Consider the following 26,839-nt stretch of genomic DNA (forward strand, 5'->3'; position numbering starts at 1 on the left):
TCACTTGCCCCAGCTATCTTTCAGGCCAACCGTGCGATTGAAGACGGGCTTGCCCGGCTGCGAATCGGTACGGTCTGCCACGAAGTAGCCGTGACGCTCGAACTGGAAGCGGTCTTCCGGCTTGGCGTCGCGCAGGCCCGGCTCCAGGTAGGCCTTGACCACCTTCTTGGAATCCGGGTTCAGCGCCTCGAGGAAGTTCTTGCCGCCGGCGTCGGGGTTCGGGTCGTTGAACAGGCGGTCGTACAGGCGCACTTCGGCTTCGACCGCATGCGGCGCGCTGACCCAGTGGATGTTGCCCTTGACCTTGACGCTGTCCGCGCCCGGCGTGCCGCTCTTGGTTTCCGGCAGGTAGTTCGCGTGCACGGCCACCACATTGCCGTCCGCGTCCTTGTCCACGCCCGTGCACTCGATCACGTAGCCGTAGCGCAGGCGCACCTTGTTACCCGGGAACAGCCGGAAGTAGCCCTTGGGCGGCGTCTCGGTAAAGTCGTCGCGCTCGATCCACAGTTCGCGCGAGATGGGGAACACGCGGCGGCCCAGTTCGGGCTGCTTGGGGTGCACCGGCGCCGAGCATTCCTCGGTCTGGCCTTCCGGGTAGTTGTCCAGGATCAGCTTGACCGGGTCGAGCACGCCCACGCTGCGCGGGGCGCGCGCGTCAAGGTCGTCGCGCACGGCGCCTTCCAGCGTGCTCATGTCGATCCAGCTATCGGCCTTCGACACGCCCACGCGGTCGCAGAACAGCTGGATCGATTCCGGCGTATAGCCCCGGCGGCGGATGCCGACGATGGTGGGCATGCGCGGATCGTCCCAGCCGTCCACGCGGTTTTCGTCCACCAGCTGCTTGAGCTTGCGCTTGCTGGTGATGGCGTAGGTCAGGTTCAGGCGCGCGAACTCGTACTGGTGCGGCAGCGGGTCGCGGAACACGCCAGCTTCGCGCAGGTGCTGGAGCACCCAGTCGTACAGCGGGCGGTTGTTCTCGAACTCCAGCGTGCACAGCGAATGCGTGATGTTCTCGATCGCGTCCGAGATGCAGTGCGTGAAGTCGTACATCGGGTAGATGCACCACGCATCGCCGGTACGGTGGTGATGGGCGTGGCGGATGCGGTAGAGCACCGGGTCGCGCAACACGATGTTCGGTGCGGTCATGTCGATCTTGGCGCGCAGTACGTGCTCGCCATCGCCGTACTTGCCGGCGCGCATGTCGCGGAACAGCGCGAGGTTCTCTTCCACCGTGCGGTCGCGGAACGGCGAGGGCTTGCCCGGCTCGGAGAAGTTGCCACGCGTGGCGGCGATCTGCTCGGCGGTCTGGCTGTCCACATAGGCGGCGCCGCGCTCGATCAGCGTTTCCGCAAAGGCGTACAGTTGCTCGAAGTAGTCGCTGGCGTAGTACAGGTGCGGCTTGCCGCCCGGCGCTTTGGCGTCCCACGAGAAGCCGAGCCAGTGCACGGCGTCGATGATCGAGTCGACGTACTCGGTGTCTTCCTTGACCGGATTGGTGTCATCGAAGCGCAGGTGGCACTGGCCGGCGTAGTCGCGCGCCAGGCCGAAGTTCACACAGATGCTCTTGGCGTGGCCGATGTGCAGGTAGCCGTTCGGCTCCGGCGGGAAGCGCGTGATGACCGGCGGCAGCGCGGCGCCCTGGGTGTCCGTCCGCCCGGCGTAGGTGCCCGCGGCCAGATCCTGGTCGATGATGCTGCGCAGGAAGTTCGAGGAGGCCGGGTTGTCGGTCTTGTCGGTAGGCTTGTTGTCTTGGCTCATGGTGGCGCCGCGTCGCACGCGGCCAATGGCATGGTGTGGGGCCCCGGGACGTGCTCCGGCTCCCCTTGTTCGGTGGAATGGCGGGATTTTACCGTGCCTGCGGGGCAACCCGGCGGTGCGCCGCTATTTTCAGAATCGGCTCACAGCGCGGTGGCCACAAGTGGTGCAGAATCCACGGCAGGTCATCGCATGCCGCCATCGTGGCATGAAAAGGTTGGGCCATGTTGCGGGAACACAACCCATGAACACTGCTTCCTCTCCTGATTCGTCCGTCCCGGCCATTTCGGCCGGTTCGTCAGCCTCGGCCACCTTGCCGGCGGACGCCCTGGCCGGTCTCTGGCACGGCGCCGGCCTGCCGCCCGAGGCGCTTGCGCACCTGGCGCTGACCGGTGCGGACCCCATCCTGCCATCGAGCTTCGCCGTGGGCACGGCGGCGCAGGCCAGCCTCGGGGCGTCCGCGCTGGCTGCGGCGGCGCTCTGGGCGCAGCGCACGGACCGCTGGCAGGACGTGGCGGTGGACATGCGCCACGCGCTGGCGGAATTCCGCAGCGAGCGCTACCTGCGCGTGAACGGCGGGCCGGCGCCCGAACTCTGGGACAAGATCGCCGGCCTGTACCCGTGTGGCGACGGGCGTTGGGTCCGGCTGCACACCAATTTCCCCCATCACCGCGACGGCGTGCTGCGCCTGCTCCAGTGCGCGCACACCAAGGACGCGGTGCGCGCGGCGCTGGGCCGATGGGAGGCCGAGGCGTTCGAGTCCGCCGCGTCGGACGCCGGGCTCGTGGTGGCCGCCATGCGGCCCTATGACACCTGGCGCGCGCACCCGCAGGCGCAGGCCATTGCCGGGCTGCCGCCGGTGACGATCGAGAAGATCGGCGAGGCGCCGCCCCAGCCCCTGCCGCCGCTGGCGGACCATGCCGAGATCAATGTCGATGCCCGCCCGCTGACCGGCGTGCGCGTGCTCGATTTCACGCGGATCATCGCCGGCCCGGTGGCGGGGCGCACGCTGGCCGCGCATGGCGCCGATGTGCTGCTGGTGACGGCCGCGCACCTGCCGGCCATCGCGCCGCTGGTGATCGACACCGGGCGCGGCAAGCGCTCCTGCCAGCTCGATCTGCGCGACCCGGACGACAAGCGCACGCTGCACAAGCTGCTGCATGGCGCCGATGTGGTGGTGCAGGGCTATCGCCCGGGCGGGCTGGCCGAACTGGGCGCCGGCCCGGAGGCCGCGGCGCGGGCGCGGCCCGGCATCGTCTATGTGTCGTTGTCGGCCTACGGGCACGTGGGGCCGTGGGCGGGCAAGCGCGGCTTCGATTCGCTCGTGCAGACGGCCACCGGCTTCAACGACGACGAGGCGCGGGCGGCCGGCAGTGCCGAGCCCAAGCCGCTGCCGGCCCAAGTGCTCGACCACGCGGCGGGCTACCTGCTGGCGTTCGGCGCGATGGCCGCGCTGCACCGGCGCGCGGTGGAGGGCGGAAGCTGGCACGTGCGGGTGTCGCTGGCGCAGGTGGGGCAATGGCTGCGTGGGCAGGGCCGCGTGCCGGAGGGCTGGCGCGTGCCGGACCCGCATTTCGACGAGATGTCGGACCTGCTGGAGGTAGAGGAGTCGGGGTTTGGAGAGCTGACCGTGGTGCGCCATGCCGCCCGGCTGTCCGAGACGCCCGCGCACTGGGCGCTGCCCTCGGTGCCGCTCGGCACCCACGCGCCGGAGTGGCTGCGGCGTGGGTGAATTTTCTCCCCTCTCCCTTTGGGAGAGGGGAGCAAGACAACGGACCGTCAGTTCGCGCCGGTCAGCCTTGCCATCCAGTCGGCCATGTCCTGCTCGATGGCGGAGCCGGCGCGCTGGGCTTCCAGGATCCGGGCGCGGTCGGTGGCGGGGCGGTTCTGGCTTAGCTTGAACTTGCCTTCCACGCGCGTCGGCACCAGCCGCAGCCCGACGATGGCGCCTAGCATCTTCTGCTGGAAATCCTCGGGCAGGTCGCGCCACTGCTGGGCGTAGCCCGGCTCGTTGCGGCTGATCAGCCGCTTGAGCAGCGCGTCCTTGTCAGTGGCGTCGTGGACCGTGGTGATCTCGCCGTAGACATGCACGGCCACGTAGTTCCAGGTCGGCACGGACAGCTTCTGGTCATAGAGCGACGGCGACACGTAGCCATGCGGGCCCTGGAACACGAGCAGCGCGCGCGGGGTCTGCTCGAGCCACTTCCAGTGCGGATTGGCACGTGCGACGTGCCCCTCGATGCGCCAGCCGCCCTCGGACGCCCGCTCCGCCACCACGGGCAGGTGCGTGGCGAACGGCAGGCCATCCGCATCGGTGCCGACCAGCGTGGCGAAGGCGTAGCGGCGCATGACCTCGTCGATCAGGTCAGGGTTGTCGCTGGCGAAGTGGGACGGCATGTACATGGCAGATTCTCTTTTTGTGGGGGTGGGGCAGGCCGTGAGTACCGGCTAGTACAGCGTCTTGCGCATGCGCTCGGGCAGTTCGCGGTCGTACGTGGCGCCGTCGATGGCGTTCTTGCTCAGTTCGGCGACCATGGTGCCCGTGCTCGGCAGGCGCTCGCGCGGAATCTGGGTCTCGGGCGACCACAGCGCCGAGCGCACGAGGGCGCGGGCGCATTGGAAGAATACCGAGCGGATCGAGATCACCAGCACCGTGGTCGGCGCCTTGCCGTCATGCACGCAGCGCGCGATCAGCGCGGGGTCGGTCGAGATCTTCGCCACGCCGCTCACGCGCAGCGTTTCGTTGACGCCCGGCACGAGGAACAGCAGGCCCACGCGCGGGTCGTTGACGATATTGCGCAGGCTGTCGATGCGGTTGTTGCCGCGCCGGTCCGGCAGCAGCAGCGTGCGGTCGTCCAGCACCTGCACGAAGCCGGGCTGGTCCCCGCGTGGCGAGCAGTCGCCGCCGTGCGCGTTCATCGTGGACAGCAGGCAGAACGGCGAGGCATCCACGAAGGCGCGGTAATGCGGGTGCAGGTAGTCGACTTCCTTGGCCAGCGAGGCGCCGGCCGGCTCCGCGTACAGCGTTTCGAGGTCGGCGAGCGCGGCAATGTCGTGTGAGGTCATGGCGGAGAGGGGGGGAGGCGGGGGATCGAATCTTGTCAGATCGTAATAGTGCCACGTCCGATCTCGACCACGCGGCCGCCCACGCGGATCGCGCCATCGGTGGTCACGGCGAGGTCCAGCCGGCAGCGGCGGTCGACCTGTTCGCCCTGATCCACCTCGTACGTGGCCGGCAGCGCGTGACCCGTGGCCAGCAGCCAGCCGCCGAGGTTGGCGCAGGCCGAGCCGGTGCCCGGGTCTTCGGCCACGCCGCCGCCCTGCTTGGTGAAGAAGTAGCGCACGAGCACCTTGCCGGGCTGCGTCGGGTCGAAGGCGAACACATAGGCGGTCTTGCGGCCCAGGCTGCTCTGCGGCCACTGGTCGAGCCGGCTGCTGTCGGGTGCGGCGCGGCGCACGGCGTCCGGCGTCTTCAGCGGCACCAGCAACTGGTCGGCGCCGGTATCCACCCACATCGGCGAGCCGGCCAGATCGTCGGCGGACAGGCCCAGCAGGGAGGCCATGTCGGCATCGGGCAGGCCAGCCGGTGCGGTGCGCGGGGCGCCCTCGTGCGGCGCGGTCAGGGTCCAGCGGTCGCCGGCGGCGGTCACCGGTACCAGGCCGGCCTTGAATTCGAGGGTGAGCGCATCCCCGGTTTTTGCGAGGTCGCGCACCACATGGGCCGTGCCCAGCGTCGGGTGACCGGCGAAACGCATCTCGTAGCCCGGGGTGAAGATCCGCACGGCCGCCGTCGCGCGCTCGGACGGCAGCACGAAGGTGGTCTCTGAGAGGTTGAATTGCAGCGCCAGCGCCTGCATCGTGGCGTCGTCCAGGCCGCGCGCGTCCTCGAACACACAGAGGGGATTGCCGCCAAGCGTGGTCTCGGCGAAGACGTTGACGATGCGGAAGGCGTAGGAGGCCATGGCGGGAACGGGCAGGAAATTGGACGAATTGCCAGTGTAGTGCGCACGGCGCGGCGCACCATGCACAGTTCCACGCGCCGCGAACAGAACAGTTGGCGCGCCGCCCGGCCGTCGGCCATGAAAAAAGGCGCCAGGGTTGCCCCTTGGCGCCTTGCAGGACGGCTACTGCGGTACGGCGGTACTGCGGTGCTTCTCTATATATATAGTGCGGTCGATCAGAAGCCCACGGCCTGGCCGTCGCGGCGACTGTCGCTGGCGGCCACGTAGCCCTGTTCGGCATCGTCGGACAGGCGCCAGATGAACTGGCCGGAGCCGAAGTCCATGTAGGGGTCGTTCACGGACTTGAGCTGGTGGCCACGATCCTTCAGGCCGGCCACGGTGGTCGGGTCCATCGTGCCTTCCACGTCGAGCGTGAAGTCACGGTTGACCTTCCAGCGCGGCGCGCAGCAGGCGGCCTGCGGTTGCTGGTCGTAGTCGAGCATGCGCACCACGGTCTGCACGTGGCCCTGCGGCTGCATGTCGCCGCCCATTACGCCGAAGCTCATCACCGGCTGGCCGTCCTTGGTCAGGAAGGCCGGGATGATGGTGTGGAACGGGCGCTTGCCGCCAGCCACCACGTTGGCGGACTTCGGATCCATCGAGAAACCCACGCCACGGTTCTGCAGGCTGATGCCGGTGTTCGGCACCACCACGCCCGAGCCGAAGCCCATGTAGTTCGACTGGATGAACGAGATCATCATGCCGTTCTCGTCGGCGGCGGTCAGGTAGATCGTGCCGCCGGTCTTCGGCATGCCAGGCGTGAACGGCGTGGCGCGCTGCATGTTGATCAGCTTGGCGCGGGACTTCAGGTAGGCCGGATCCAGCATCTGCTCGGGCGTGACTTCCATCGTGCGCGGGTCGGCCACGTAGCGGTAGAGGTCGGCGAAGGCCAGCTTCATCGCCTCGATCTGCAGATGCTGCGAGTCCACCGAGTCCACCGGCAGCGAGCCGACGTCGAACTGGTCGAGGATGCCCAGCGCGATCAGCGCGGCAATGCCCTGGCCGTTCGGCGGAATCTCGTGCACGTCGTAGCCGCGATAGGACTGGCTGATCGGCTTGACCCAGTCCGGGCGATAGTTGCGCAGGTCGTCCAGCGTCATCGCCGCGCCGCATTCCTTGCTGAAGGCGGCGATCTTCTCGGCGATCTCGCCTTCATAGTAGGCGCGGCCCTTGGTGGCGCCGATCTTGCGCAGGGTGTCGGCGGCGGCCTTGAAGACGAACTTCTCGCCCACGTTCGGCGCGCGGCCATGCGGCATGAAGGTGTCGGCGAAGCCCGGCTGGGTCTTCAGGTCCGGCACGGCGGCGGCCCACTTGTGCGCTACCACGGGCGGCACGGCGTAGCCGCGCTCGGCGATCTCGATCGCCGGCTCCATCAGGTCTTCGAACGGCAGCTTGCCGAACTTCTCGTGCAGCGCGGCCCAGCCGGCCACCATGCCCGGCACGGTGACCGCATCCCAGCCGCGGATCGGGCGATTGGCGAGGCCGTTGCCGTCCACGCCGTACTTGTTCTTGAAGTACTCGGGGTTCCAGGCGGCCGGGGCCACGCCCGACGAGTTCAGGCCGTGGAGTTCCTTGCCGTCCCAAAGAATCGCGAAGGCGTCGCTGCCCAGGCCGCACGAGACCGGCTCCACCAGCGTGATGGCGGCGGCAGCGGCGATGGCCGCATCGACGGCATTGCCGCCCTTGAGCAGCATGCGCAGGCCGGCCTGCGCCGCCAGCGGGTGCGAGGTGGAGACCACGTTGCGCGCGAACAGCGGAATGCGCACGGTGGGGTATGGGTTGGTCCAGTTGAAGTTCTTCATGGTTGTCTCTCTCTTAGTCCACCTGAATCTTGCGATCCTTGATCAGCTTGCCCCAGCGGGCGCTGTCCTTCTTGACCATGGCCGCGAACTGCGCTGGCGTGCCGCCGACCGGTTCGGCGCCGAGCTTGCCCAGGCGGTCGCGCACGTCCTGCGACTGGATCGCCTTGTTGAACTCGGCGTTGAGCCGGGTGATCACGTCAGCCGGCAGCCCCTTGGGGCCGTAGATGCCGAACCACGTGTCCGACTCGAAGCCCGGCAGGCCCGATTCGCTTGCCGTCGGCAGGTCCGGCGCCAGCGGCGAGCGCTTGAGGCTGGTCACGGCCAGCGCCTTGAGCTTGCCGTCCTTCACGTGCGGCATGCCGGAGACGATGCTGTCGAACAGCACCTGCACCTTGTTCGAGATCAGATCCGGCACCGCCAGCGCCGTGCCGCGATACGGGATATGGGTGATGAACACGCCGGCCTGCGCCTTGAACGCCTCGGCGGTCAGGTGCACCACGGTGCCGTTGCCGCTGGAGGCGTAGTTCAGCTCGCCCGGATGCTTCTTGGCGTAGTCGATCAGCTCCTTCACATTCTTCACCGGGAGCTGGTTCGGCACCACCAGCACGTTGGTGGCCACGGCTACCTGGCCGATCGGCGTGAAGTCGGTCTCGGTGTTGTACGGCAGGTGCGTATTGATATAGGGGCCGATCGAGTGCGTGCTGGTCGTGGCGATCAGCAGCGTGTAGCCGTCGGCGGGGGCCTTGGCGGCCATGTCGGAGCCGATGGCGCCACCCGCGCCCGGACGGTTATCCACCACGATCTGCTGGCCCATGTTGGTGCCCACCTTCTGGGCGATCGCGCGCGCCAGCAGGTCGGTGGCGCCGCTGGCCGGGAACGGCACGATCAGCCGGATCGGCTTGGACGGATACGTATCCGCGTGCGACGGCGCGGCAACCAGGGTCAGGCTCGTGGTAAGGCCGATGCCGAGCAGGCGTAGCCAGGAAGTCATTCTTCTTCTCCGATGCGGATAACGGGCAGGCAGGCAGGAAAAACCGAGCCAAATCAAGGCTCGCCCATCATTATTCCGCGCGCCGGGTCACAATGAAAGCTAATATTCCTTTTGTGATCAACAAGAAAACCTTGTGAATCGACTCACATGAGTACCATCCGATTTCTCCGCACCTTCGTCGCCGTGGCCGAGCAGGGCTCGTTTGCCGCCGCCGCCGGCCGCGTGGCGCTGACGCAGGCGGCGGTCAGCCTGCAGATGCGCTCGCTCGAACAGGAACTGCGCCGTGAACTGTTCGACCGCAGCGGGCGGGTGGCCGTGCTGAACGCGGACGGCCGCGAACTGCTGCCGCAGGCGCGCCGGCTGCTGGCGCTGTACGAGGAAATGCGCCTGCCACAGGGGGGCGCCGAGGATATGGCGGGCGCCGTGGCGGTGGGGGCGGTGGTGTCGGTGATGGGCGGGCTCTCGCACGTGGTGGCGCGGCTCAAGCGGGCCTATCCGGCGCTGGACGTGCGGCTGGTCGGCGCCAAGTCCATCGATCTGGCCGAGCAGGTGGAAAGTGGCGAACTGGACGCCGCGTTCCTGGTGGAGGGCGCGGGCCGGCCCGCCGGCACGCTGCGCTGGACGCCGCTCTACCAGGAGCCGCTGGTGGCGATTGCCGCGCGCGGCAGCCCCGGCGAGACCGCGCGCGAGGCGCTGGCCGCCAATCCCTTCCTTCGGTTCGACCGGGGCCAGCGCACCGGCGCGCTGGTGGAGCGGGCGCTGCGGCGCGCGCACCTGCGTACCAACGAGTTCCTCGAACTGAATTCGATCGAGGCGCTGGTGGAACTGGTGCGGCAGGAGGTGGGGGTGACGGTGGTGCCGCTGCTGCGGCTGGCGCGCTGGCACGAGGATCCCGCGCTGCGCCTGCTGCCGCTGCAGGCGGGCGGCGAGCCCGTGGTGCGCACGCTCGGCATGCTTGAGCGGCGCGACCACGGCCGCGCCCATGTCACGGAGGCGATCCGGTCAGCCTGCGAGGCGCTGTTCGCCAGCTAGGCGTAGTGGGCGGCTATGGCCGGTCGGCGCCCGCGCGACGGGATGCCTGATGTGTCGATGGCTGCACATGTGCCGGGGTGGCTGCCATCCCGCGTGGGGATGACCCCGGCCGCCGCGGCGGCGCCGTCGCGGCCAGGATATGCCGTAGCGACAGCAGCATCCCGGCCAGGAACAGCAAGGTCCAGAGCGTGCCCGCCGCCTTGCCGGCCGGGGACAGCTCGACCAGCCGCATCGCGAAGAGGTCCGGGAAGCGCCGCGCGGCATCGGTCATGGCGGTCTTGGGGTCGTTGGTCTTGGGGAACACCAGCGGCTCGCCGGCCAGGCTCATCTGGATGCCGGTCCAGACGCCGATGTGCTGGTAGGGCAGGGCCGAGTTCTGCGGCCGCGCGCCGGGGAACTCGCCCACGATCACATGCCAGTTGATCAGCGTGGGCGCCAGGTTGAGCAGGAACGAGATGACCAGCAGCGGCACCGCCGTGCGCCGGGCGTGCTGCCACATCCATTGCAGCGCTGGGGCCGCCGCGAAGAACAGCACCGGCAGCAGCGGCACCATGTAGCGCGGGCCCCAGCCGAAATGCCCCCAGTTCTTCATGTGCGCGATCATCAGCAGGTAGCAGACCCCGGACGCCAGCGCCGCGTACAGCAGGTGCTTCTGGCGCGCGGGCAGCGTGTGGCGCATCTTGAATACGAACAGGGCCAGCAGCAGCACCGGCGCGAACAGGAACAGGCCCATGTTGGGGCTGGCCAGCAGGCCGAGCAGGCCGGTCAGCGGGTTGCCGTTGAGCGCGAGGCTGTCCGAGAGGTGCAGGTCGGCGGCGATGGCGGGGCGCAGGAACAGGCCGGTGCGGATGTGGTTGTAGTAGAAGGCGGGCAGCATGGTGATGCCGAGCGCCACCAGCAGCACCGCGAAGCCGGTCTTGTGGCGCGCGCGCTCCATCCACAGCAGCCAGAGCACGCCCATGCCGAAGAACGGCAGCAGTGAGTAGCGGAACGAGCAGGCCAGCCCGAGGGCCACGCCGGCGGCCACGAAGACCCACAGCGACGTGGGCGGCCGTAGCGCGCGGGCCATGAAGTACAGCCAGGCGCAGAGGCTGGCCGCAGCCGGGGTCACATCCCAGGCCGTCTTGGCGTAGGGCATGAAGGTCGTGCCGGCGTAGAACACCAGCGCCAGCCCGAAGGCCGCGCGGGCGGAGCAGAACTCGCGCATCAGCAGGAACATGAAGATCACGCCGAGCGTGTTGTACGCCGCGTAGACGAACGAGGTGATCAGCTTGCCATACGTGCGGCCAACGTAGCGGTCGCGTACCAGGTGGTAGGAGTCGATATCGTCGAGCGCCTCGTCGATCAGGGCGCCGGGCATCATCAGCAGCAGCGCGCCCACGTCGTGGGGTTCGTAGTAGAGGCCGTCAGGGCCCTTGTTCCAGTACGTCAGCAGGGGCGGATTGACCGGACTGCCGAGCTGCCCCGTGGCCGCCAGCAACTGCGCTGAACGGTATTGCTCGCCCGCGTCGCCGCTAGCCAGCCGTCCGCTGGACAGCAGCATGGCGAGGCTGAAGAAAAACACAATGACCAAGGCGGTGACCATCCCGGCGGGCGTCGTGGCAGACCCGTGGGACAACCCGTGCGGTCGATGGCTTGCGGTACGCATCATGGCAAGTCCTCTGGGCGCATGTAAGGGAGGGAATACACGCGCATGTTGCCGGGACGCCGGGGCACCTTATGTACGTTCCGACACCAATCGCACCATTGCCATTGCCGCCAACAATGACCATCGCGCATGCCGCATGGCCATTGGCGTTTCAGGAAGAAAGCGCATAAAAAAAGGGCGCCATAAGGCGCCCTGAGCTTGCGTTGTGTGGCCGGTACCCCCGGCCAGGGTAAGCCTTATTCTTCCTGGAACGCTTCTTCGCGCTTGGACTTGATCGACGGCATCGCCACGATCGCCACCAGGATCGCCGCGGCGATCAGCAGGCCCATCGACAGCGGGCGCGTCACGAACACGGTGAAGTCACCACGCGACAGCAGCAGCGAGCGGCGGAAGTTCTCTTCCATCATCGGTCCGAGCACGAAGCCGAGCAGCAGCGGCGCCGGTTCGCACTTGAGCTTGATGAACAGATAGCCGATCACGCCGAAGGCCGCGGTCTGGAACACGTCGAACGTGGTGTTCTGGACCGAGTACACGCCGATGCAGCAGAACGTCAGGATGGCCGGGTACAGGAAGCGGTACGGCACCTTGAGCAGCTTGACCCAGATACCGATCATCGGCAGGTTCAGGATGATCAGGATGAAGTTGCCGATCCACATCGAGGCGATCAGGCCCCAGAACAGCGCCGGGTTGCTGGTCATGACCTGCGGACCGGGCTGGATGTTGTGGATGGTCATCGCGCCTACCATCAGCGCCATCACGGCGTTGGGCGGAATGCCCAGCGTCAGCAGCGGGATGAAGGAGGTCTGTGCCGCGGCGTTGTTGGCCGATTCCGGACCCGCCACGCCTTCGATGGCGCCCTTGCCGAACTCATGCGCGTACTTCGAGGTCTTCTTCTCGAGCGAGTAGGCCGCGAACGAGGCCAGTGCCGCACCGCCGCCCGGGAGGATACCCAGCGCCGAGCCCAGGGCCGTGCCACGCAGGATGGCCGGGATCATGCGCTTGAAGTCTTCCTTGGTCGGGAACAGGTTGGTCACATGATCCGTGAACGTCTCGCGGTGTTCCTTCTGCTCCAGGTTCGCGATGATTTCCGCGAAACCGAACACACCCATGGCCACCGACACGAAGTTCAGGCCGTCGGTCAGCTCGGGGACGTCGAACGAGAAGCGCGCCGCGCCCGAGTTCACGTCGGTACCGACCAGGCCCAGCAGCAGGCCCAGCACGATCATCGAGATGGCCTTTACCAGCGAGCCCGAAGCCAGTACCACGGCACCGATCAGGCCGAGCACCATCAGCGAGAAGTATTCGGCGGGACCGAACTTGAACGCCAGTTCCGACAGCGGGGCCGCGAAAGCAGCCAGGATCAGCGTGGCCACGCAGCCGGCGAAGAACGAGCCGATACCCGCTGTGGCCAGCGCCACCCCGGCCCTGCCTCGCCTCGCCATCTGATAGCCATCGATGGTGGTCACCACCGACGACGATTCACCCGGCAGGTTCACCAGAATTGCCGTGGTGGAGCCACCGTACTGGGCGCCGTAGTAGATACCGGCCAGCATGATCAGCGCCGCCACCGGGGGCAGCGTGTAGGTCACCGGCAGCAGCATGGCGATCGTGGCCAGGGGCCCGAGGCCCGGCAGCACGCCGATCAGGGTCCCGAGAATACAGCCCGCGAAGGCGTATGCCAGGTTCTGGAAGGTCAGGGCGGTGGAGAAGCCCAGACCAAGGTTGGTCAACAGTTCCATTTCGGCCGTCTCCTCAGTTCGCCAGGAAAGCCGGCCACACCGGCATCTGCAGGTTGATGCCGTACACGAAGGCGCCCAGGCTGATCACCACGAGGATGATCGAGTTGAGGATAGCTCCCTTCCAGCTGAATTCATGGCTGGCCATCGAGGAGACCAGCACCAGTACGAGCACCGACAGCACCATGCCAAGCGGCTTGAGCAGCAGGCCGAACAACACCACGGCACCCAGGATCCACAGCAGGCTCTTGATATCCCAGCGGGCCAGCTGGTCTTCCTCGCCCTTGGACGACAACGATCCCCACAGGACTAGCGCGCCAAGTATGGCGAGCACGATGCCGAGCCAGAACGGGAAGTATCCCGGTCCCATCTTGGCGGCCGTTCCCATGGAATAGCCACGGGCGACGAAGGAAAAGCCGAATCCGACCAGGACAAACATCAGGCCGGAGGCAAAGTCCTTTTGGCTACGTATGCGCAAAATGATTCTCCTCGATATAAAGCTTGAAATCCGCGTGCGGTGATTGGTGTACGCATGTTGCGCACCGTCCCGAAGGGACAGCTCCCCCCAACCCCGTCACGAGCAGGGTGGAAGTTAAAAGCGCATCCTTTCAGCTACCTTTCATATGTCTGCAATCAGGGTCAACTTCAGGGTATCTCCCTACGCAGACGTCTGAAAGTCAGGCGAAAGTTGTCCGAAAGCCGAACGTAAGTCGTTGACAAGGCAAGGGAAATTGCGCGGAAGGGGTGTCGCGGCGAGGTGCCGCCGCCGGTACCGGGCGGGGCGGCGGGAGGGCGGCGGAGGGGCGTGCGCTATCATCGGTCGCACTCCCCCGGCCCAGCGTGGCGCAATGAAAGGAATCGATTGGAAAGTATCGACCATGCCATCCTGATCGGCGCCGTGGTGATGACGCTGGGCATCCTGCTCGGCGTGTTCTCGGCGCGCTTCGGCGTGCCGTTCCTGCTGGTGTTCCTGGCGGTCGGCATGCTGGCCGGCGTGGACGGGCCCGGCGGCATCCGCTTCGCCAATACCTGGCTCAGCTTCCTGGTGGGCAATATCGCGCTGGCCGTGATCCTGCTCGACGGGGGCCTGCGCACGCGCTTCGCCACCTTCCGCGTGGCGTTGCGGCCATCGCTGTCACTGGCGACGGTCGGGGTGGGGATTACGGCGGTGCTGGTCGGGCTGTTCGCGGCGTGGATGCTCGGCATCGACTGGAAGCTCGGCCTGCTGCTCGGCGCCATCGTCGGCTCCACGGACGCCGCGGCGGTGTTCTCGCTGCTCAACGGCAGCGGCATCCGACTCAAGGAGCGGGTGGCGAGCGTGCTGGAGATCGAGTCGGGCATCAATGACCCCATGGCGATTTTCCTGACCCTGACGCTGATCGAATGGATCACGGCGCCGGACGGCCTGACCGCCAGCGCGCTGGCGTGGCGGCTGGTGGTGCAGTTCGGCGTGGGCGGGGTGCTCGGCGTGGTGCTGGGCCTGGGCGTGGCGCGGGTGATGGAGCGCATCCATGTGGCCGAGGGCCTCCAGGCCATCCTGGTCTGTGCGGCCGGCTGCATGGTCTTCGCGCTGGTCCAGTCGGCGCACGGCAGCGGCTTCCTGGCGGTCTACCTGACCGGGATGATCGTCGGCAATCGCGAACGGGCCGTGACCGACGACACCATGCGCGCCATGGACGGCATGGCGTGGCTGGCGCAATCGGTGATGTTCCTGCTGCTCGGCCTGCTGGTCACGCCGAGCCGGATCTGGGAGGTGGCGCTGCCGGCGGGCGCCGTGGCGTTGTTCCTGATGGTGGTGGCGCGGCCCGTGGCGGTGTGGATCGCGCTGCTGCCGTTCCGCTTCAATGGGCGCGAGAAGGGGTTCCTGGCGTGGATGGGCCTGCGCGGCGCGGTGCCGATCGTACTGTCGCTGTTCCCGCTGCTGAAGGGCATGGAGGACTCGGGGCTGCTATTCCGGGTGGCATTCGCCGTGGTGCTGTTCAGCCTGCTGTGCCAGGGCACGACAGTGGCGCTGGCGGCGCGGCTGGCCCGGGTGCTGCGGCCGGCGTACAACGACCCGGTCTCGCGGGAGCGCCTGCAGGGCACCCGCTCGCCGGCGCTGGAATTGATGCAGTTCTCCGTGGCGGCCAACGCGCCGGTGGTGGACCTCCGCGCCGACCAGCTCGAACTCCCTCCGCGCAGCCGCCTGATGACCGTGGCGCGCGACGGCGCGCTGGTGCCGCTGGAGCAGGTGGTGCTGCGCGCGGGCGATGCCGTCTCGGTACTGGCCCCCGGCGGCTCCGTGCCGCTGCTGTCGCGGCTGTTCCAGAGCGCGGCGCGCGCCCCGGCCTGGGCGCAGCTCTCGCACGATTTCCTGCTGTCCGGCGATGCCCTGCTGCGCGACGTGGCCGCCCTCTACGCCACCCGCCCCCTGACCGCCGACGAGGCGGCCCGGTCCCTGGAAGACGCGATGCTGGCGGTATTCCCCTCGCCCCCCGTGGAAGGCGACGCCCTGGAAATCGCCGGCCTCCGCCTGACCGTGACCCGCATGGAAGGCCCGAAGATCGTCCAGGTCGGCCTGCTCCTGCCACGCGGCCCGGCCACCGAGGACACGATCAAGGACAAGATGTGGCAGTTACGGCGCAAGGCGCCTTGACGGGTCGTCCGCCCCTCAATCCACCTTCGCCCCCGACACCTTCACCACCTGCCCGTACTTCTTCAGTTCGCGCTGGATCAGGGCGCCGAACTGCTCGGGGGTGGTGGGGGCCGGCTGGGCGCCGATGCGGGCCAGGCGGGCTTTCATATCGTCGGTCTTGAGGATGGCCACGATGTCGTGGTTGAGGCGGTCGACGATCTCGCGCGGGGTGCCGGCCGGGGCCAGGACGCCGAACCACGTCGAGATGTCGAACCCTTCCAGCCCGAGGCCCTTGCCGGCTTCGGCGATGGTCGGCAGTTCCGGGAACGCGGCGGCGCGGGCCGGCGTGGTCACGGCGAAGGCCTTGAGCTTGCCGGCCTTGATATTGGCCGATGCCGAGGCGAGGTTGTCGAAGATCAGGTCGGTCTGGCCCGACAGCACCGACAGCTGCGCCGGCGACGCCCCGTTGTACGGGATATGGACCATGCTGACGCGGGCCATGCTCTTGAACAGTTCGCCCGACAGGTGGCCGGCGCTGCCGTTGCCGCCCGAGGCGTAGTCGAGCTTGCCCGGATGCTTGCGCGCGTACTCCACGAGGTCACGCACCGTATTGATATGCAGCTCGGCGGCCTTGCCCGGGTGCATGACCAGCACGTTCGGCACGTCGGCGACCAGCGTGATCGGCGCGAAGTCCTTCACCGGGTCGTACGGCATCTTGGCGAACAGCGTGGGATTGATGGCGTGCGTGGCCACGGCGCCCATGACGATGGTGTAGCCGTCGGCCGGTTGCTTGGCGACGTAGTCCGCGCCGAGGTTGCCGCCCGCGCCGGGTTTGTTCTCGACGACGACCGGCTGGCCCAGGCTTTCGCGGAGCCGTTCGCCGATGGCGCGCGCCACGGTGTCCAGCGGGCCGCCGGCGGGGTAGGGCACCACGAACTTGATCGGCTTGGTCGGCCAGTTTGCCGGGGCCGGGGCAGCGGCATGGGCCGGCGTGGCCAGGGTGGCCGCCGCCAGCGTGGCGGCGGAGGCGGCCATCTTCGTGGCCGTCAGCAGGGTCTTCAGCATCTCAGGAGTCTTCAACGGATCGATGAAAAGGTCAGCGCGCGCCGATGCCGCGCGCCATCATCACGGCGCAGAGCGGCAGCAGGATGAACACATGGGCCTCGATCATGACCCAGCGGCGGGCGCGCTTGATCTCGTCCGGCATCGGCACGAAATCGGGCAGCTTGCGCGCCTGCTTGCGCCAGCGTGCGATGGCGAGCGTCGGCGGCAGCGAGCACAGGGCAATCAGCACGAACACGGTCATCTTGGCGTGGAACCACGGGTTGTGCAGGTAGAAATCCACGCCCTTGGCGCCGTAGAACAGCCGCAGCAGGCCGGTGGCGAGCACCACCATGGCCGACAGGAAGTAGAGCAGGTCGTACAGCGACAGCCGGCGCACGATGGCCGGCGTCATCCCGGGGCGCAGCACCACGGCCTCGGCCGCCAGCAGCGTGACCAGGAGGAAGATCGCCAGAAAATGGAAAAACGCCAGGAAGGCATCAGTCAGCATGCATGCTCCTAATTAGTCAGGGGACGCAAACAGAAAATCTCGCCTTCGGCTGCGGCCGGCGTGGCTCCCGAGTCGGGGTGAATCGGGGTCAGACCACGCCCTTGGCGCGCAGTGCGGCGATGTGCTCCGCACTGTAGCCGAGTGTCTCGCCCAGCACCACCTCCGTGTGCTCTCCGAGCAACGGGGGATGGCGCAGCGCCTCGGGCGGCGTGGCGCTCATCTTCATGGGGCTGCCCACCAGCTTGACCTCGCCGGCCGTCGGGTGCGGCAAATCGACGCGCAGGCCGCGCGCCAGCACCTGCTCGTTCTCGAAGACCTCGTCGAGCGTGTTGATCGGGCCGCAGGGCACGCCGGCGCGCTCCAGATCCAGGATCCACTGTTCGCGGGTGCGCGGCAGGATCATCTCGGCCAGGATCGGCACCAGCACGTCCCGGTGCGCCACGCGCTGCGGGTTGGTGGCGAAGCGCGGGTCGTCGGCCAGTTCCGGCCGGCCGCCGGCCGTCACGAACTTGCGGAACTGCCCGTCGTTGCCTACCGCGACGATGATCCAGCCGTCGGCGGCCTGGAAGGTCTGGTAGGGCACGATGTTCGGGTGGGCGTTGCCCCAGCGGCGCGGCGCCTCGCCGCTGGCGAGGTAGTTGGTATTCATGTTTGCCAGCATCGACACCTGCACGTCCAGCAGCGCCATGTCGATGTACTGGCCCTCGCCGGTCCGGTCGCGGTGGGCCAGGGCAGCCAGCACGGCGATGGTGGCGTACTGGCCGGTCATCAGGTCCGAAATGGCCACGCCGGCCTTCTGCGGGCCGCCGCCGGGCAGGTCGTCCCGCTCGCCGGTCAGGCTCATGAAGCCGCCCATGCCCTGGATGATGAAGTCGTAGCCGGGACGCTGGGCGTACGGGCCGGTCTGGCCGAAGCCGGTGACCGAGCAATAGATGATGTCCGGCTTCACCGCCTTGAGCGATTCGTAGTCGAGGCCATACTTCTTGAGTTGGCCGACCTTGTAGTTCTCGAGCACCACGTCGCTCTGGGCGGCGAGGTCGCGCACCAGCTGCTGGCCCTCGGGCGTGCTGATGTCGCAGGTTACCGAGCGCTTGTTGCGGTTGGCGGCCAGGTAGTAGGCGGCTTCGGCCGTGTCCCGGCCATCCTCGGTCTTGAGCCAGGGCGGACCCCATGTGCGCGTATCGTCACCTGCGCCGGGGCGCTCGATCTTGATCACGTCGGCGCCGAAGTCGGCGAGGTTCTGGGCGCACCATGGCCCGGCGAGGACGCGGGTCAGGTCGAGGACGCGGAGATGGCTCAAGGCTCCCATGGCAGTGGCGGCTCGGTAGATATAGTGGGGGAGCACTCTACCACCGGCCCGCCGCGCCGATGCACCCGCACGGGGCGGCGCCAGGCCAACGGTGGGCGATATTCGGCCATCGCCAGCCCGCCCGGTGCGCGCCGCCGGGCGGCCGCCCGCGAGAATGCCCCGGGAGGGGGCTTGCCCCGTATAATCAACGGTTTGCAAATCTAACCTGACTGACTGCGCCCTGCCACGATGCGGGATGCGCCCGATACAACATGAAAGTCTCCGACATTCGCAGCAAGTTCCTGCAGTACTTCGAGTCGAAGGGCCATTCCGTGGTCCGCTCGTCCAGCCTCGTGCCGGCGAACGACCCGACGCTGCTGTTCACCAATTCGGGCATGGTGCAGTTCAAGGACGTGTTCCTGGGCACCGATAAGCGTCCCTACTCGCGCGCTACATCGTCCCAGCGCTCCGTGCGCGCCGGCGGCAAGCACAACGACCTCGAAAATGTGGGCTATACGGCACGTCACCACACGTTCTTCGAGATGCTGGGCAATTTCTCGTTCGGCGACTACTTCAAGCGCGAAGCCATCCAGTACGCCTGGGAACTGCTGACCAAGACCTACCAGCTGCCGGCCGAGAAGCTCTGGGTCACGGTCTACGCCGAGGACGACGAGGCCTACGACATCTGGGCCAAGGAAGTCGGCGTGCCGGCCGAGCGCATCGTGCGCATCGGCGACAACAAGGGCGCGCGCTACGCCTCGGACAACTTCTGGCAGATGGCCGACACCGGCCCGTGCGGCCCGTGCTCGGAAATCTTCTATGACCACGGCGCCGATGTCTGGGGCGGCCCCCCGGGATCGCCCGAGGAAGACGGCGACCGCTACATCGAGATCTGGAACCTCGTGTTCATGCAGTTCAACCGCGACGAGCAGGGCAACATGACGCCGCTGCCCAAGCCGTGCGTGGACACCGGCATGGGCCTCGAGCGGATTGCCGCCGTGCTCCAGCACGTGCACAGCAACTACGAGATCGACCTGTTCCAGGCGCTGATCAAGGCCGCCGCGCGCGAGACCCATCTGGACGACCTGAACCAGAACTCGCTGAAGGTGATTGCCGACCATATCCGCGCGTGCTCGTTCCTGATCGTCGACGGCGTGATCCCGGGCAACGAAGGCCGCGGCTACGTGCTGCGCCGCATCGTGCGCCGCGCGATCCGCCACGGCTACAAGCTGGGCCAGAAGACGCCGTTCTTCCACAAGCTGGTGCCGGACCTGGTGGCGCAGATGGGCGAGGCCTATCCGGAGCTGGCCGAGGCGCAGTCGCGCGTGGTGGAAGTGCTGAGGGCCGAGGAAGAGCGCTTCTTCGAGACCATCGAGAACGGCATGACCATTCTCGACACCGCCGTGGCCGACCTCAAGGCCAAGGGCGGCAAGGTGCTTGACGGCGAACTGGCGTTCAAGCTGCACGATACCTTCGGCTTCCCGCTCGACCTGACGCAGGACGTGGCGCGCGAGCAGGAGATTGCGGTGGACGAACCCGCGTTCGACGCCGCCATGAACCGCCAGCGCGAGCAGGCCCGTGCGGCCGGCAAGTTCAAGATGGCCGCCGGCCTGGAGTACACGGGCGACAAGACCGTGTTCCACGGCTATGACGAACTGGGCTTCGAACGCGCCCGCGTGACGGCGCTGTACGTCGACGGCGCGTCCGTCGACACCATGCAGCCGGGCCAAACCGGCGTGGTGGTGCTGGACAACACCCCGTTCTACGCGGAGTCCGGCGGCCAGGCGGGCGACCAGGGCACGCTGGTGGCGGGTGCGGCCGTGTTCAACGTGGCCGACACGACCAAGGTGCAGGCCGATGTGTTCGGCCATCAGGGCACGCTGACCAACGGCCCGCTGAAGGTGGGTGACACCGTGGCGGCGCAGGTCGATGCCATCCGCCGTGCACGCACGGTACGTAACCACTCGGCGACCCACCTGATGCACAAGGCGCTGCGCGAGGTGCTGGGCACCCACGTGCAGCAGAAGGGCTCGCTGGTCGATGCCGACAAGACGCGTTTCGACTTCTCGCACAACGCGCCGCTGAGCGACGCCGAGATCCGTCAGGTCGAGGAAATCGTCAACGCCGAGATTTTGGCCAACGCGCCGACGCATGCCGAGATCATGCCGTTCGACGACGCGGTGAAGAGCGGCGCGATGGCGCTGTTCGGCGAGAAGTACGCGGACGATGTGCGCGTGCTGTCGATCGGCACCTCGAAGGAACTCTGCGGCGGCACGCACGTGACGCGCACCGGCGACATCGGCTTGTTCAAGATCGTGGTGGAAGCGGGCGTGGCAGCCGGGATTCGCCGCGTGGAAGCGATTACCGGCGACAACGCGCTGCATTACCTGCAGTCGCTCGACGCCCGCCTGAACGAAGCCGCCGCCGCGCTGCGCGCGCAGCCGTCGGAACTGGTGCCGCGTATCGGCCAGGTGCAGGAGCAGGTGCGGGCGCTCGAGAAGGAACTCGAGAAGCTCAAGAGCAAGCTCGCGGCATCGCAAGGCGACGAACTCGCCGAGCAGGCCATCGACATCAACGGCCTGAAGGTGCTGGCCGCCCAACTCGACGGCGCCGACGTGAAGACGCTGCGCGAGACCATGGACAAGCTCAAGGACAAGCTCAAGAGCGCGGCCATCGTGCTGGGGGCAGTGTCGGATGGGAAGGTTTCGCTGATTGCTGGTGTGACCGCCGATGCGACGGGCAAGGTCAAGGCTGGGGAGCTGGTGAACTTTGTGGCCCAGCAGGTGGGCGGCAAGGGCGGCGGCCGGCCGGATATGGCGCAGGCTGGGGGGACGGAGCCGGCGAATCTGCCGGCGGCGCTGGCTGGGGTTAAGGAGTGGGTGGCTGGTAAGGTTTGAGGGATTTACTAGCTGTTGAGAAGGGCGCTCTGGGGTTTGGGGCGCCCTTTTTGTTTTTGTTGCGCTCAACAGCCAACACCACAGAACCAAACCCAAAACCTACTTCATCAACCCCCTAACCAAATCCATCGGCAATGGAAACACAATAGTAGAACTCTTATCCCCAGCAATCTGCGTCAGCGTCTGGAGATACCGCAGTTGCATGGCCTCAGGCTGCTGCGCCAGCATCTGTGCCGCCTCCAGCAGTTTCACCGAAGCCTGCAATTCCCCTTCCGCGTGGATGATCTTGGCCCGCCGCTCGCGCTCGGCCTCCGCCTGGCGGGCGATGGCCCGGATCATGGTCTCGTTCAAATCCACATGCTTGATCTCGACATTGGACACCTTGATGCCCCACGCGTCGGTCTGGGCGTCGAGCACCTTCTGGATGTCGAGGTTGAGCTTCTCGCGCTCGGCTAGCATTTCGTCCAGTTCATGTTTGCCGAGCACGGACCGCAGCGTGGTCTGGGAGAGCTGGCTGGTGGCCTCGAGGAAGTTGGCCACCTGGATGATGGCCCGCTCGGGGTCCACGACCCGGAAATAGACCACCGCGTTGACCTTGACCGACACATTGTCGTGAGAGATCACGTCCTGTGGTGGCACGTCGAAGACGACCGTGCGCAGGTCCACGCGGACCATCTGCTGTATGCCGGGGATGAGCAGCACCAGCCCGGGCCCCTTGACGCCCCAGAATCGCCCGAGCATGAAGACAACCCCGCGTTCGTATTCGCGCAGCACGCGGATCGCGGCCACCACGAGCAATGCCAGCAGGAAGATCAGCCCACCAAAACTGAATCCGAATGCCATATCACGCTCCGTTGTGTTCCAGGGATGCGGCCATGTCGGCCACGACTTCCAGTACCAGCCCGCGCCGCCCGGTCACGCGTACCCGCTGGCCGCGCGCGAGCGGGCCGTCGCCATGAATTCGCCACTGTTCGCCGTGCACCATCGCCCAGCCGTCGGCGGGCGTATCGTCGATGACCGTGGCCAGGCTGCCGACCAGCGTGTCCGCGCCGCTGACCAGGGGGCGCTTGCGCGAGCGCATCAGCATCGCGGACATGCCGACCAGGAACAGCGCCGACACCCCGGCCAGCGCTGCGATCACCGTGAGCGGCACGCCGAAGCCGGGCACGTCGGTATCGATCAGCATGACCGCGCCAAACGCGAAGGCGACGATGCCGCCCACCCCGAGCGCGCCGAACGTCGGCAGGAAGAATTCGGCCACCATGCAGCCGATGCCCAGCGCGATCAGCGCCAGCCCCGCATAGTTGACGGGCAGCATTTGCAGCGCAAACAGGCCGATCAGCAGGCAGATGGCGCCGACGATGCCCGGCACGACCATGCCCGGCGTGGAGAACTCGAACATCAGCGCGTAGATGCCGATCATCATCAGGATCAGCGCCACGCTGGGTTCGGTGATGACGGCGAGCAGCCGCGCTCGCCAGTCCGGCGTGACCGTGACGATGGGCGCATCGTTGGTGTGCAGCACGCGCGATACGCCGGCCGCCTGCAGGCGCTTGCCATCGACCTGCCGCAGCAGTGCTGGCAGGTCCGGCGCGACGAGGTCGGCCACGTGCTGGGCCACTGCCTCGTCGGCGGAGAGGCTCACGGCCTCGCGCACCGCGCGCTCGGCCCAGTCGGCGTTGCGCTGGCGCAGCTGGGCCAGCCCGCGCAGGTAGGCGGAGGCATCGTGCATCTGCTTGCGTGCCATGGTGTCTTCGGTGCCGGGCGCGCTGGCTGGTGCACTGGCGGGGGAAGATCCGGGCGAGGCACCCGGCTTCGGGCCGCCGACACCGATGGCAACCGGACTCGCCGCGCCCACATTGGTCCCGGGCGCCATGGCGGCGATGTGGCTGGCATAGAGGATGTAGGTGCCGGCGCTCGCGGCCCGCGCGCCGCCCGGGTAGACGAAGGTCGCCACGGGTACGGGGGAGGCGAGGATGGCCTGGATGATGTCGCGCATGGCCACGTCGAGCCCGCCGGGCGTGTCCATCTCCAGCACGATCAACTGCGCGTTCTGCTTCTGCGCCTGCGCCATGCCGCGCGTGGCGAAGCTGGCGCTGGCTGGCCCGATGGCGCCCTTGATCGGGATGACATAGACGGGGGCCACGCCAGCCTTGGCGGCGGGCGTTGAAGCGCCTTGGGCGTAGACCATCGCGGGCAGGGCGAGGAGCATGGCCAGCCCCATCGCCATCCGGCAAACCAAAGATCGTAGCGGCGCGAAGACGAATGTCATGGCGGGGCGCGGCCCGCGAGTATGCCGTGGCAGCGCCACTTTCAGTGTAGGCGACCGGCCACATCTTGCACGCCGCAGCGCGGGCAAGGAATCCGAAGCGGAAGGGGTCAGGCAGCCTTTTGCGTGATGTCTGATACACCCGGCAGCATGTCGGCCAGCGCTGCCAGCGCCGCGCTGCCCATCGCCGGATGCCACGCCAGCACGGTGGTCACGTCCCCTTCGTCGCCGAGCGGGTGGATGCTGATCTGCGGCAGGTCGCGGTATAGCGTCAGCACCGAGCGCGGCATGATCGCCACGCCGATACCGGCCGCCGCGCAGGCGACGATGGCATGGTAGGAGCCCAGTTGGATCACCCGCCCCGCCGCGTGGCCGTCGCGACTGCACCACTGCTCGAAGCGCGTGCGGTAGTTGCAGCCGGCCTCGAACGCGAGCAGCGTGTGGCGCTCCAGGTCGGCGGCGGAGTGGATCGGCGCATGCTGCGCGCTGGCGATGATCACCAGTTCCTCGGTAAAGGCGGGCCGGGTGACCAGTTCGGCATCGCCGAGCGGCTCGGCGACGAAGGCGCAATCGACCTCGAAGCGGCGCAGGGCGTCCAGCGCCTGTCGGGTTGGCAGCGTCACGAGTTCCAGTTCGACGTCCGGCCACGCCTGGTGATAGCGCGCCAGTACCGTCGGCAGCCGGCTGGCCGCCGTGCTTTCCATCGACGCCACCCGCAGCCGCCCGTGCGGCCGCGCCGGCTGCACCGCGTGGCGAGCCTCGTCGGACAGTTGCAGGATGCGCCGCGCGTAGTCGAACAGCGTCTGCCCGGCCGGGGTGAGCACCATGCGCTTGCCGTCGCGCAGGAACAGCTCCACGCCGAGCGACTGCTCCAGTTGCCGGATGCGCGTGGTCACGTTCGACTGCACGCGGTGCAGCCGCGTGGCGGCGCGTGTGATGCCTCCGGCCTCCACCACGGTGCGGAAGATTTCGAGTGCGGCGAGATCCATGATCGGCTTCCTTCTTGAATTGAGATTGATGCTATCTCAATAATTCATTTTATGTGATGGATGAATGCGACTAGGATAGTCAGGAATCCCGCTGGCCGCCAGCCGAACCCGCCCCCCGATCATGTCTCTCGTGAATACCGATGTCTCCGCCGCCCGCGCGGCCCCGCAAACTGCCGGACCCTGGGCGGTGGCCATGGCTGGCTTCGTGTCGCTGGCGCTGGCGATGGGCATCGGTCGGTTCGCCTTCACGCCGCTGCTGCCGATGATGTTGCATGACGGCACCGTCACGCTGGCCGAGGGCGGGGCGCTGGCCACGCTGAACTACATCGGCTACCTGCTGGGGGCGCTGCTGTGCCTGTTCATCCGCCCCGATCCCGTGCGGATGGTGCGCGTGTCGCTGGTGCTCACCGTGGTGCTCACGCTGGCCATGGCGCTGCCGGGCGGCATGCCCGCGTGGCTGGCATGGCGCACGATTGCGGGCATCGCCAGCGCGCTGGTGATGGTCTACGCCACCGCGTGGTGCATGCAGCGACTGGCCGAACTGGGCCATCCCACGCTGGGCGGGCTGATGTTCTGCGGTCCCGGCGTGGGGATCGTCGTGACCGGGCTGTCGGCGTTCGGCATGGTCGGCGCGCACTGGCTGGCGAACTGGGGCTGGATCGCCTTCACGGTGCTCGGCGCGTTGTTGCTGGCGCCGGTCTGGCGCGTGTTCGGCGCGCCGCCGCCGGCCCTGCAGGCGCGGGCCGGACAGCCGGGGAGTGCAGGGCATGCGGAGGCAGTCGCCCCGACACCCCGGCTGGACCTCGAAACCTGGGCCCTGACCGTGGCCTACGGCCTCGCCGGCTTCGGCTACATCATCACCGCGACCTTCCTGCCCGTGATCGCCCGCCAGGCCATGCCCGGCACGGTCTGGGCGGACCTGTTCTGGCCGATCCTGGGCGCTGGCGTGGCCATTGGCGCCTTCCTGGCCACGCGCGTGGGCATGCATCACGACAACCGCCGGCTGGCGATGATCCTGTACGCGGTGCAGGCGGTTGGCGTGGCCGTGGCGGCATTCTGGCCGACCGTGCCGGGCTTCGCGCTGAGCAGCCTGCTCGTCGGCCTGCCGTTCACGGCGCTGGTGTCGTTCCTGATGCGCGAGGCGCGCCGGCTGTGGGGCAGCGCCGCCCCGAAGCTGATCGGGCTGATGACGGCCGCCTACGCGCTCGGGCAGATCGCCGGCCCGCCGCTGGCCACCACGCTGGTGGCGCGCACGGCCGGCTTTGCGGCATCCCTGGCCACCGCCGCCGCCGCGCTGCTGGTGGGGGCGGGCATCCTCGGCTGGATGGTCCGCGCCATGCCGTTGCGGGACGCTGCCGCCCCGCGCTGACTGCGCTACAGTTACGCCTGCGCCGCCTACTCGACCGGGACTGAACCCGCACGTGTCTGGAGCACGCCTCGCAGCAGGGCGGCCGCGGAGCGAATGTCCCCATGTCTTTTGCCTTGCAGCCCGCGCGTGCCGCGGGCCCGGCCGTTCCCGTCAGCGCCGAGGAGGCGCGCGTGCGCACCGACCTCGCCGCCGCCTACCGGCTGGCCGCGCTGGAGCGCTGGGACGACCTGATCTACACCCATATCTCGGCCACCGTGCCCGGTGAGCCGGACCACTTCCTGATCAACCCGTTCGGCTTCGCGTTCGACGAGATTCGCGCGTCGGACCTCGTCAAGATCAATGGCCGGGGCGAGGTGGTCGGCGAGACCGTGCACCCGGTCAACGTGACCGGCTTCGCCCTCCACGCCGCCGTGCACGCCGCGCGGGCCGATGCGCACTGCGTCATGCACCTGCACAACACCGCCGGCATCGCGGTCTCGGCGCAGGCGGACGGACTGCTGCCGCTGTCGCAGCACGCCATGCGCTTCCACGGCCGCATCGGCTATCACGACTACGAGGGCCTGGCGTTCACCCCGGCCGAAGGGGCCCGGCTCACGGTGTCGCTGGGCCAGCACCCGGCCATGCTGCTGCGCAACCACGGTACGCTGACGGTGGGCCGCACCGTGGCCGAGGCCTACGTGCTGATGGCCACCCTGATCAAGGCCTGCGAGATCCAGCTCGGCGCGCAGGCGGGCCGCGCCACAGTGCAGCCGCCGGCTGACGTGGCCGAGCGCACTTCGATGCAGCTGTACGACAACGGCGTCGTCGAGGGCGAGATGGAATGGCCCTCGCTGCTGCGCAAACTCGATAGAATCGATCCCTCTTACCGAGACTGAGTCTCGCAAAATCCCTAAAAA

General features: G+C 67.9%; 21 protein-coding genes. 6 read left to right on the forward strand and 15 right to left on the reverse strand.

Annotated features, from left to right (window positions below; translation table 11 throughout):
- Positions 1-1,758, reverse strand: coding sequence for a glutamine--tRNA ligase/YqeY domain fusion protein (locus AB4Z27_RS05325; protein ID WP_092290438.1), 1,758 nt, complete (start codon positions 1,756-1,758; stop codon positions 1-3).
- A 241-nt stretch (positions 1,759-1,999) separates the two neighbouring features.
- Between AB4Z27_RS05325 and AB4Z27_RS05330 the strand changes: the two genes are divergently transcribed.
- A complete protein-coding gene (locus AB4Z27_RS05330) occupies positions 2,000-3,487 on the forward strand; it encodes a CoA transferase (RefSeq protein ID WP_441644016.1) in 1,488 nt (495 codons plus the stop codon).
- Positions 3,488-3,534: 47 nt separating this feature from the next.
- Here AB4Z27_RS05330 and AB4Z27_RS05335 read toward each other — a convergent pair whose 3' ends face one another.
- From AB4Z27_RS05335 to AB4Z27_RS05355, 5 genes are all read right to left on the reverse strand, one after another.
- Positions 3,535-4,158 carry an FMN-binding negative transcriptional regulator gene (locus tag AB4Z27_RS05335; RefSeq protein WP_441644017.1) on the reverse strand — a complete coding sequence of 208 codons (624 nt, stop codon included), beginning with the start codon at positions 4,156-4,158 and terminating at the stop codon, positions 3,535-3,537.
- 45 nt (positions 4,159-4,203) lie between these two features.
- Complete coding sequence (locus AB4Z27_RS05340) at positions 4,204-4,821, reverse strand: pyridoxamine 5'-phosphate oxidase family protein (protein ID WP_092290432.1); 618 nt, start codon at positions 4,819-4,821, stop codon at positions 4,204-4,206.
- Between the two features lie 35 nt (positions 4,822-4,856).
- Positions 4,857-5,717, reverse strand: a complete 861-nt coding sequence (locus AB4Z27_RS05345; protein ID WP_092290430.1) for a PhzF family phenazine biosynthesis protein — start codon at positions 5,715-5,717, stop codon at positions 4,857-4,859.
- A 215-nt stretch (positions 5,718-5,932) separates the two neighbouring features.
- Positions 5,933-7,558 (reverse strand): gamma-glutamyltransferase, encoded by a 1,626-nt coding sequence (gene ggt / locus AB4Z27_RS05350; protein ID WP_441644018.1) that lies wholly within the window; start codon positions 7,556-7,558, stop codon positions 5,933-5,935.
- A gap of 13 nt (positions 7,559-7,571) precedes the next feature.
- A complete protein-coding gene (locus tag AB4Z27_RS05355) occupies positions 7,572-8,549 on the reverse strand; it encodes a Bug family tripartite tricarboxylate transporter substrate binding protein (protein WP_441644019.1) in 978 nt (325 codons plus the stop codon).
- Positions 8,550-8,696: 147 nt separating this feature from the next.
- Here AB4Z27_RS05355 and AB4Z27_RS05360 point away from each other — a divergent pair, with 147 nt between their 5' ends.
- Positions 8,697-9,581, forward strand: coding sequence for a LysR substrate-binding domain-containing protein (locus AB4Z27_RS05360; protein ID WP_092290424.1), 885 nt, complete (start codon positions 8,697-8,699; stop codon positions 9,579-9,581).
- 13 nt (positions 9,582-9,594) lie between these two features.
- Here the strand turns inward: AB4Z27_RS05360 and AB4Z27_RS05365 are convergent, their stop codons facing one another.
- The 3 genes from AB4Z27_RS05365 to AB4Z27_RS05375 form a co-directional block, all read right to left on the reverse strand.
- Complete coding sequence (locus AB4Z27_RS05365; protein WP_143093845.1) at positions 9,595-11,154, reverse strand: hypothetical protein; 1,560 nt, start codon at positions 11,152-11,154, stop codon at positions 9,595-9,597.
- 311 nt (positions 11,155-11,465) lie between these two features.
- Positions 11,466-12,968: a tripartite tricarboxylate transporter permease gene (locus AB4Z27_RS05370; protein ID WP_441590591.1), complete on the reverse strand. Its 1,503-nt coding sequence runs from the start codon at positions 12,966-12,968 to the stop codon at positions 11,466-11,468.
- A gap of 13 nt (positions 12,969-12,981) precedes the next feature.
- Entirely contained in the window at positions 12,982-13,443 is a 462-nt protein-coding gene (locus tag AB4Z27_RS05375) for a tripartite tricarboxylate transporter TctB family protein (RefSeq protein ID WP_092290418.1), read from the reverse strand.
- A gap of 384 nt (positions 13,444-13,827) precedes the next feature.
- Between AB4Z27_RS05375 and AB4Z27_RS05380 the strand changes: the two genes are divergently transcribed.
- Positions 13,828-15,600: a potassium/proton antiporter gene (locus tag AB4Z27_RS05380; RefSeq protein ID WP_092290416.1), complete on the forward strand. Its 1,773-nt coding sequence runs from the start codon at positions 13,828-13,830 to the stop codon at positions 15,598-15,600.
- 15 nt (positions 15,601-15,615) lie between these two features.
- Here AB4Z27_RS05380 and AB4Z27_RS05385 read toward each other — a convergent pair whose 3' ends face one another.
- From AB4Z27_RS05385 to AB4Z27_RS05395, 3 genes are all read right to left on the reverse strand, one after another.
- A complete protein-coding gene (locus AB4Z27_RS05385; RefSeq protein WP_092290414.1) occupies positions 15,616-16,644 on the reverse strand; it encodes a tripartite tricarboxylate transporter substrate binding protein in 1,029 nt (342 codons plus the stop codon).
- A 31-nt stretch (positions 16,645-16,675) separates the two neighbouring features.
- The gene (locus AB4Z27_RS05390; protein WP_092290412.1) at positions 16,676-17,131 is read right to left on the reverse strand and encodes a DUF2214 family protein; all 456 of its coding nucleotides are present in this window, start codon (positions 17,129-17,131) and stop codon (positions 16,676-16,678) included.
- A gap of 88 nt (positions 17,132-17,219) precedes the next feature.
- Entirely contained in the window at positions 17,220-18,440 is a 1,221-nt protein-coding gene (locus AB4Z27_RS05395; RefSeq protein WP_092290410.1) for a CaiB/BaiF CoA transferase family protein, read from the reverse strand.
- Positions 18,441-18,691: 251 nt separating this feature from the next.
- On the opposite strand from AB4Z27_RS05395, the gene alaS reads away from it, so the two are divergent.
- Positions 18,692-21,316, forward strand: a complete 2,625-nt coding sequence (alaS, locus tag AB4Z27_RS05400) for an alanine--tRNA ligase (RefSeq protein WP_092290408.1) — start codon at positions 18,692-18,694, stop codon at positions 21,314-21,316.
- A gap of 99 nt (positions 21,317-21,415) precedes the next feature.
- Here alaS and AB4Z27_RS05405 read toward each other — a convergent pair whose 3' ends face one another.
- The 3 genes from AB4Z27_RS05405 to AB4Z27_RS05415 form a co-directional block, all read right to left on the reverse strand.
- The gene (locus AB4Z27_RS05405) at positions 21,416-22,159 is read right to left on the reverse strand and encodes a slipin family protein (RefSeq protein ID WP_092290406.1); all 744 of its coding nucleotides are present in this window, start codon (positions 22,157-22,159) and stop codon (positions 21,416-21,418) included.
- 1 nt (position 22,160) lies between these two features.
- A complete protein-coding gene (locus tag AB4Z27_RS05410) occupies positions 22,161-23,588 on the reverse strand; it encodes an NfeD family protein (RefSeq protein WP_092290404.1) in 1,428 nt (475 codons plus the stop codon).
- Positions 23,589-23,695: 107 nt separating this feature from the next.
- Positions 23,696-24,574 carry a LysR substrate-binding domain-containing protein gene (locus AB4Z27_RS05415; RefSeq protein WP_441644020.1) on the reverse strand — a complete coding sequence of 293 codons (879 nt, stop codon included), beginning with the start codon at positions 24,572-24,574 and terminating at the stop codon, positions 23,696-23,698.
- Positions 24,575-24,695: 121 nt separating this feature from the next.
- Here AB4Z27_RS05415 and AB4Z27_RS05420 point away from each other — a divergent pair, with 121 nt between their 5' ends.
- Positions 24,696-25,943 carry a YbfB/YjiJ family MFS transporter gene (locus AB4Z27_RS05420; RefSeq protein ID WP_441644021.1) on the forward strand — a complete coding sequence of 416 codons (1,248 nt, stop codon included), beginning with the start codon at positions 24,696-24,698 and terminating at the stop codon, positions 25,941-25,943.
- Positions 25,944-26,044: 101 nt separating this feature from the next.
- Positions 26,045-26,818: a class II aldolase/adducin family protein gene (locus AB4Z27_RS05425; RefSeq protein WP_092290398.1), complete on the forward strand. Its 774-nt coding sequence runs from the start codon at positions 26,045-26,047 to the stop codon at positions 26,816-26,818.
- The last annotated feature ends 21 nt before the right edge of the window (positions 26,819-26,839 follow it).

The organism is Cupriavidus sp. KB_39 (assembly GCF_052114485.1).
Taxonomy (GTDB): Bacteria; Pseudomonadota; Gammaproteobacteria; order Burkholderiales; family Burkholderiaceae; genus Cupriavidus.

Excerpts from the sequence above, each read along its gene's own strand:
- AB4Z27_RS05345 (WP_092290430.1), bottom strand. The coding sequence starts at position 5,717 with ATGGCCTCCTACGCCTTCCGCATCGTCAACGTCTTCGCCGAGACCACG.
- AB4Z27_RS05330 (WP_441644016.1), top strand. The coding sequence starts at position 2,000 with ATGAACACTGCTTCCTCTCCTGATTCGTCCGTCCCGGCCATTTCGGCC.
- alaS (WP_092290408.1), top strand. The coding sequence starts at position 18,692 with ATGAAAGTCTCCGACATTCGCAGCAAGTTCCTGCAGTACTTCGAGTCG.
- AB4Z27_RS05420 (WP_441644021.1), top strand. The coding sequence starts at position 24,696 with ATGTCTCTCGTGAATACCGATGTCTCCGCCGCCCGCGCGGCCCCGCAA.
- AB4Z27_RS05385 (WP_092290414.1), bottom strand. The coding sequence starts at position 16,644 with ATGCTGAAGACCCTGCTGACGGCCACGAAGATGGCCGCCTCCGCCGCC.
- AB4Z27_RS05335 (WP_441644017.1), bottom strand. The coding sequence starts at position 4,158 with ATGTACATGCCGTCCCACTTCGCCAGCGACAACCCTGACCTGATCGAC.
- AB4Z27_RS05415 (WP_441644020.1), bottom strand. The coding sequence starts at position 24,574 with ATGGATCTCGCCGCACTCGAAATCTTCCGCACCGTGGTGGAGGCCGGA.
- AB4Z27_RS05340 (WP_092290432.1), bottom strand. The coding sequence starts at position 4,821 with ATGACCTCACACGACATTGCCGCGCTCGCCGACCTCGAAACGCTGTAC.
- AB4Z27_RS05355 (WP_441644019.1), bottom strand. The coding sequence starts at position 8,549 with ATGACTTCCTGGCTACGCCTGCTCGGCATCGGCCTTACCACGAGCCTG.
- AB4Z27_RS05395 (WP_092290410.1), bottom strand. The coding sequence starts at position 18,440 with ATGGGAGCCTTGAGCCATCTCCGCGTCCTCGACCTGACCCGCGTCCTC.
- ggt (WP_441644018.1), bottom strand. The coding sequence starts at position 7,558 with ATGAAGAACTTCAACTGGACCAACCCATACCCCACCGTGCGCATTCCG.
- AB4Z27_RS05425 (WP_092290398.1), top strand. The coding sequence starts at position 26,045 with ATGTCTTTTGCCTTGCAGCCCGCGCGTGCCGCGGGCCCGGCCGTTCCC.
- AB4Z27_RS05410 (WP_092290404.1), bottom strand. The coding sequence starts at position 23,588 with ATGACATTCGTCTTCGCGCCGCTACGATCTTTGGTTTGCCGGATGGCG.
- AB4Z27_RS05370 (WP_441590591.1), bottom strand. The coding sequence starts at position 12,968 with ATGGAACTGTTGACCAACCTTGGTCTGGGCTTCTCCACCGCCCTGACC.
- AB4Z27_RS05360 (WP_092290424.1), top strand. The coding sequence starts at position 8,697 with ATGAGTACCATCCGATTTCTCCGCACCTTCGTCGCCGTGGCCGAGCAG.
- AB4Z27_RS05405 (WP_092290406.1), bottom strand. The coding sequence starts at position 22,159 with ATGGCATTCGGATTCAGTTTTGGTGGGCTGATCTTCCTGCTGGCATTG.
- AB4Z27_RS05390 (WP_092290412.1), bottom strand. The coding sequence starts at position 17,131 with ATGCTGACTGATGCCTTCCTGGCGTTTTTCCATTTTCTGGCGATCTTC.
- AB4Z27_RS05325 (WP_092290438.1), bottom strand. The coding sequence starts at position 1,758 with ATGAGCCAAGACAACAAGCCTACCGACAAGACCGACAACCCGGCCTCC.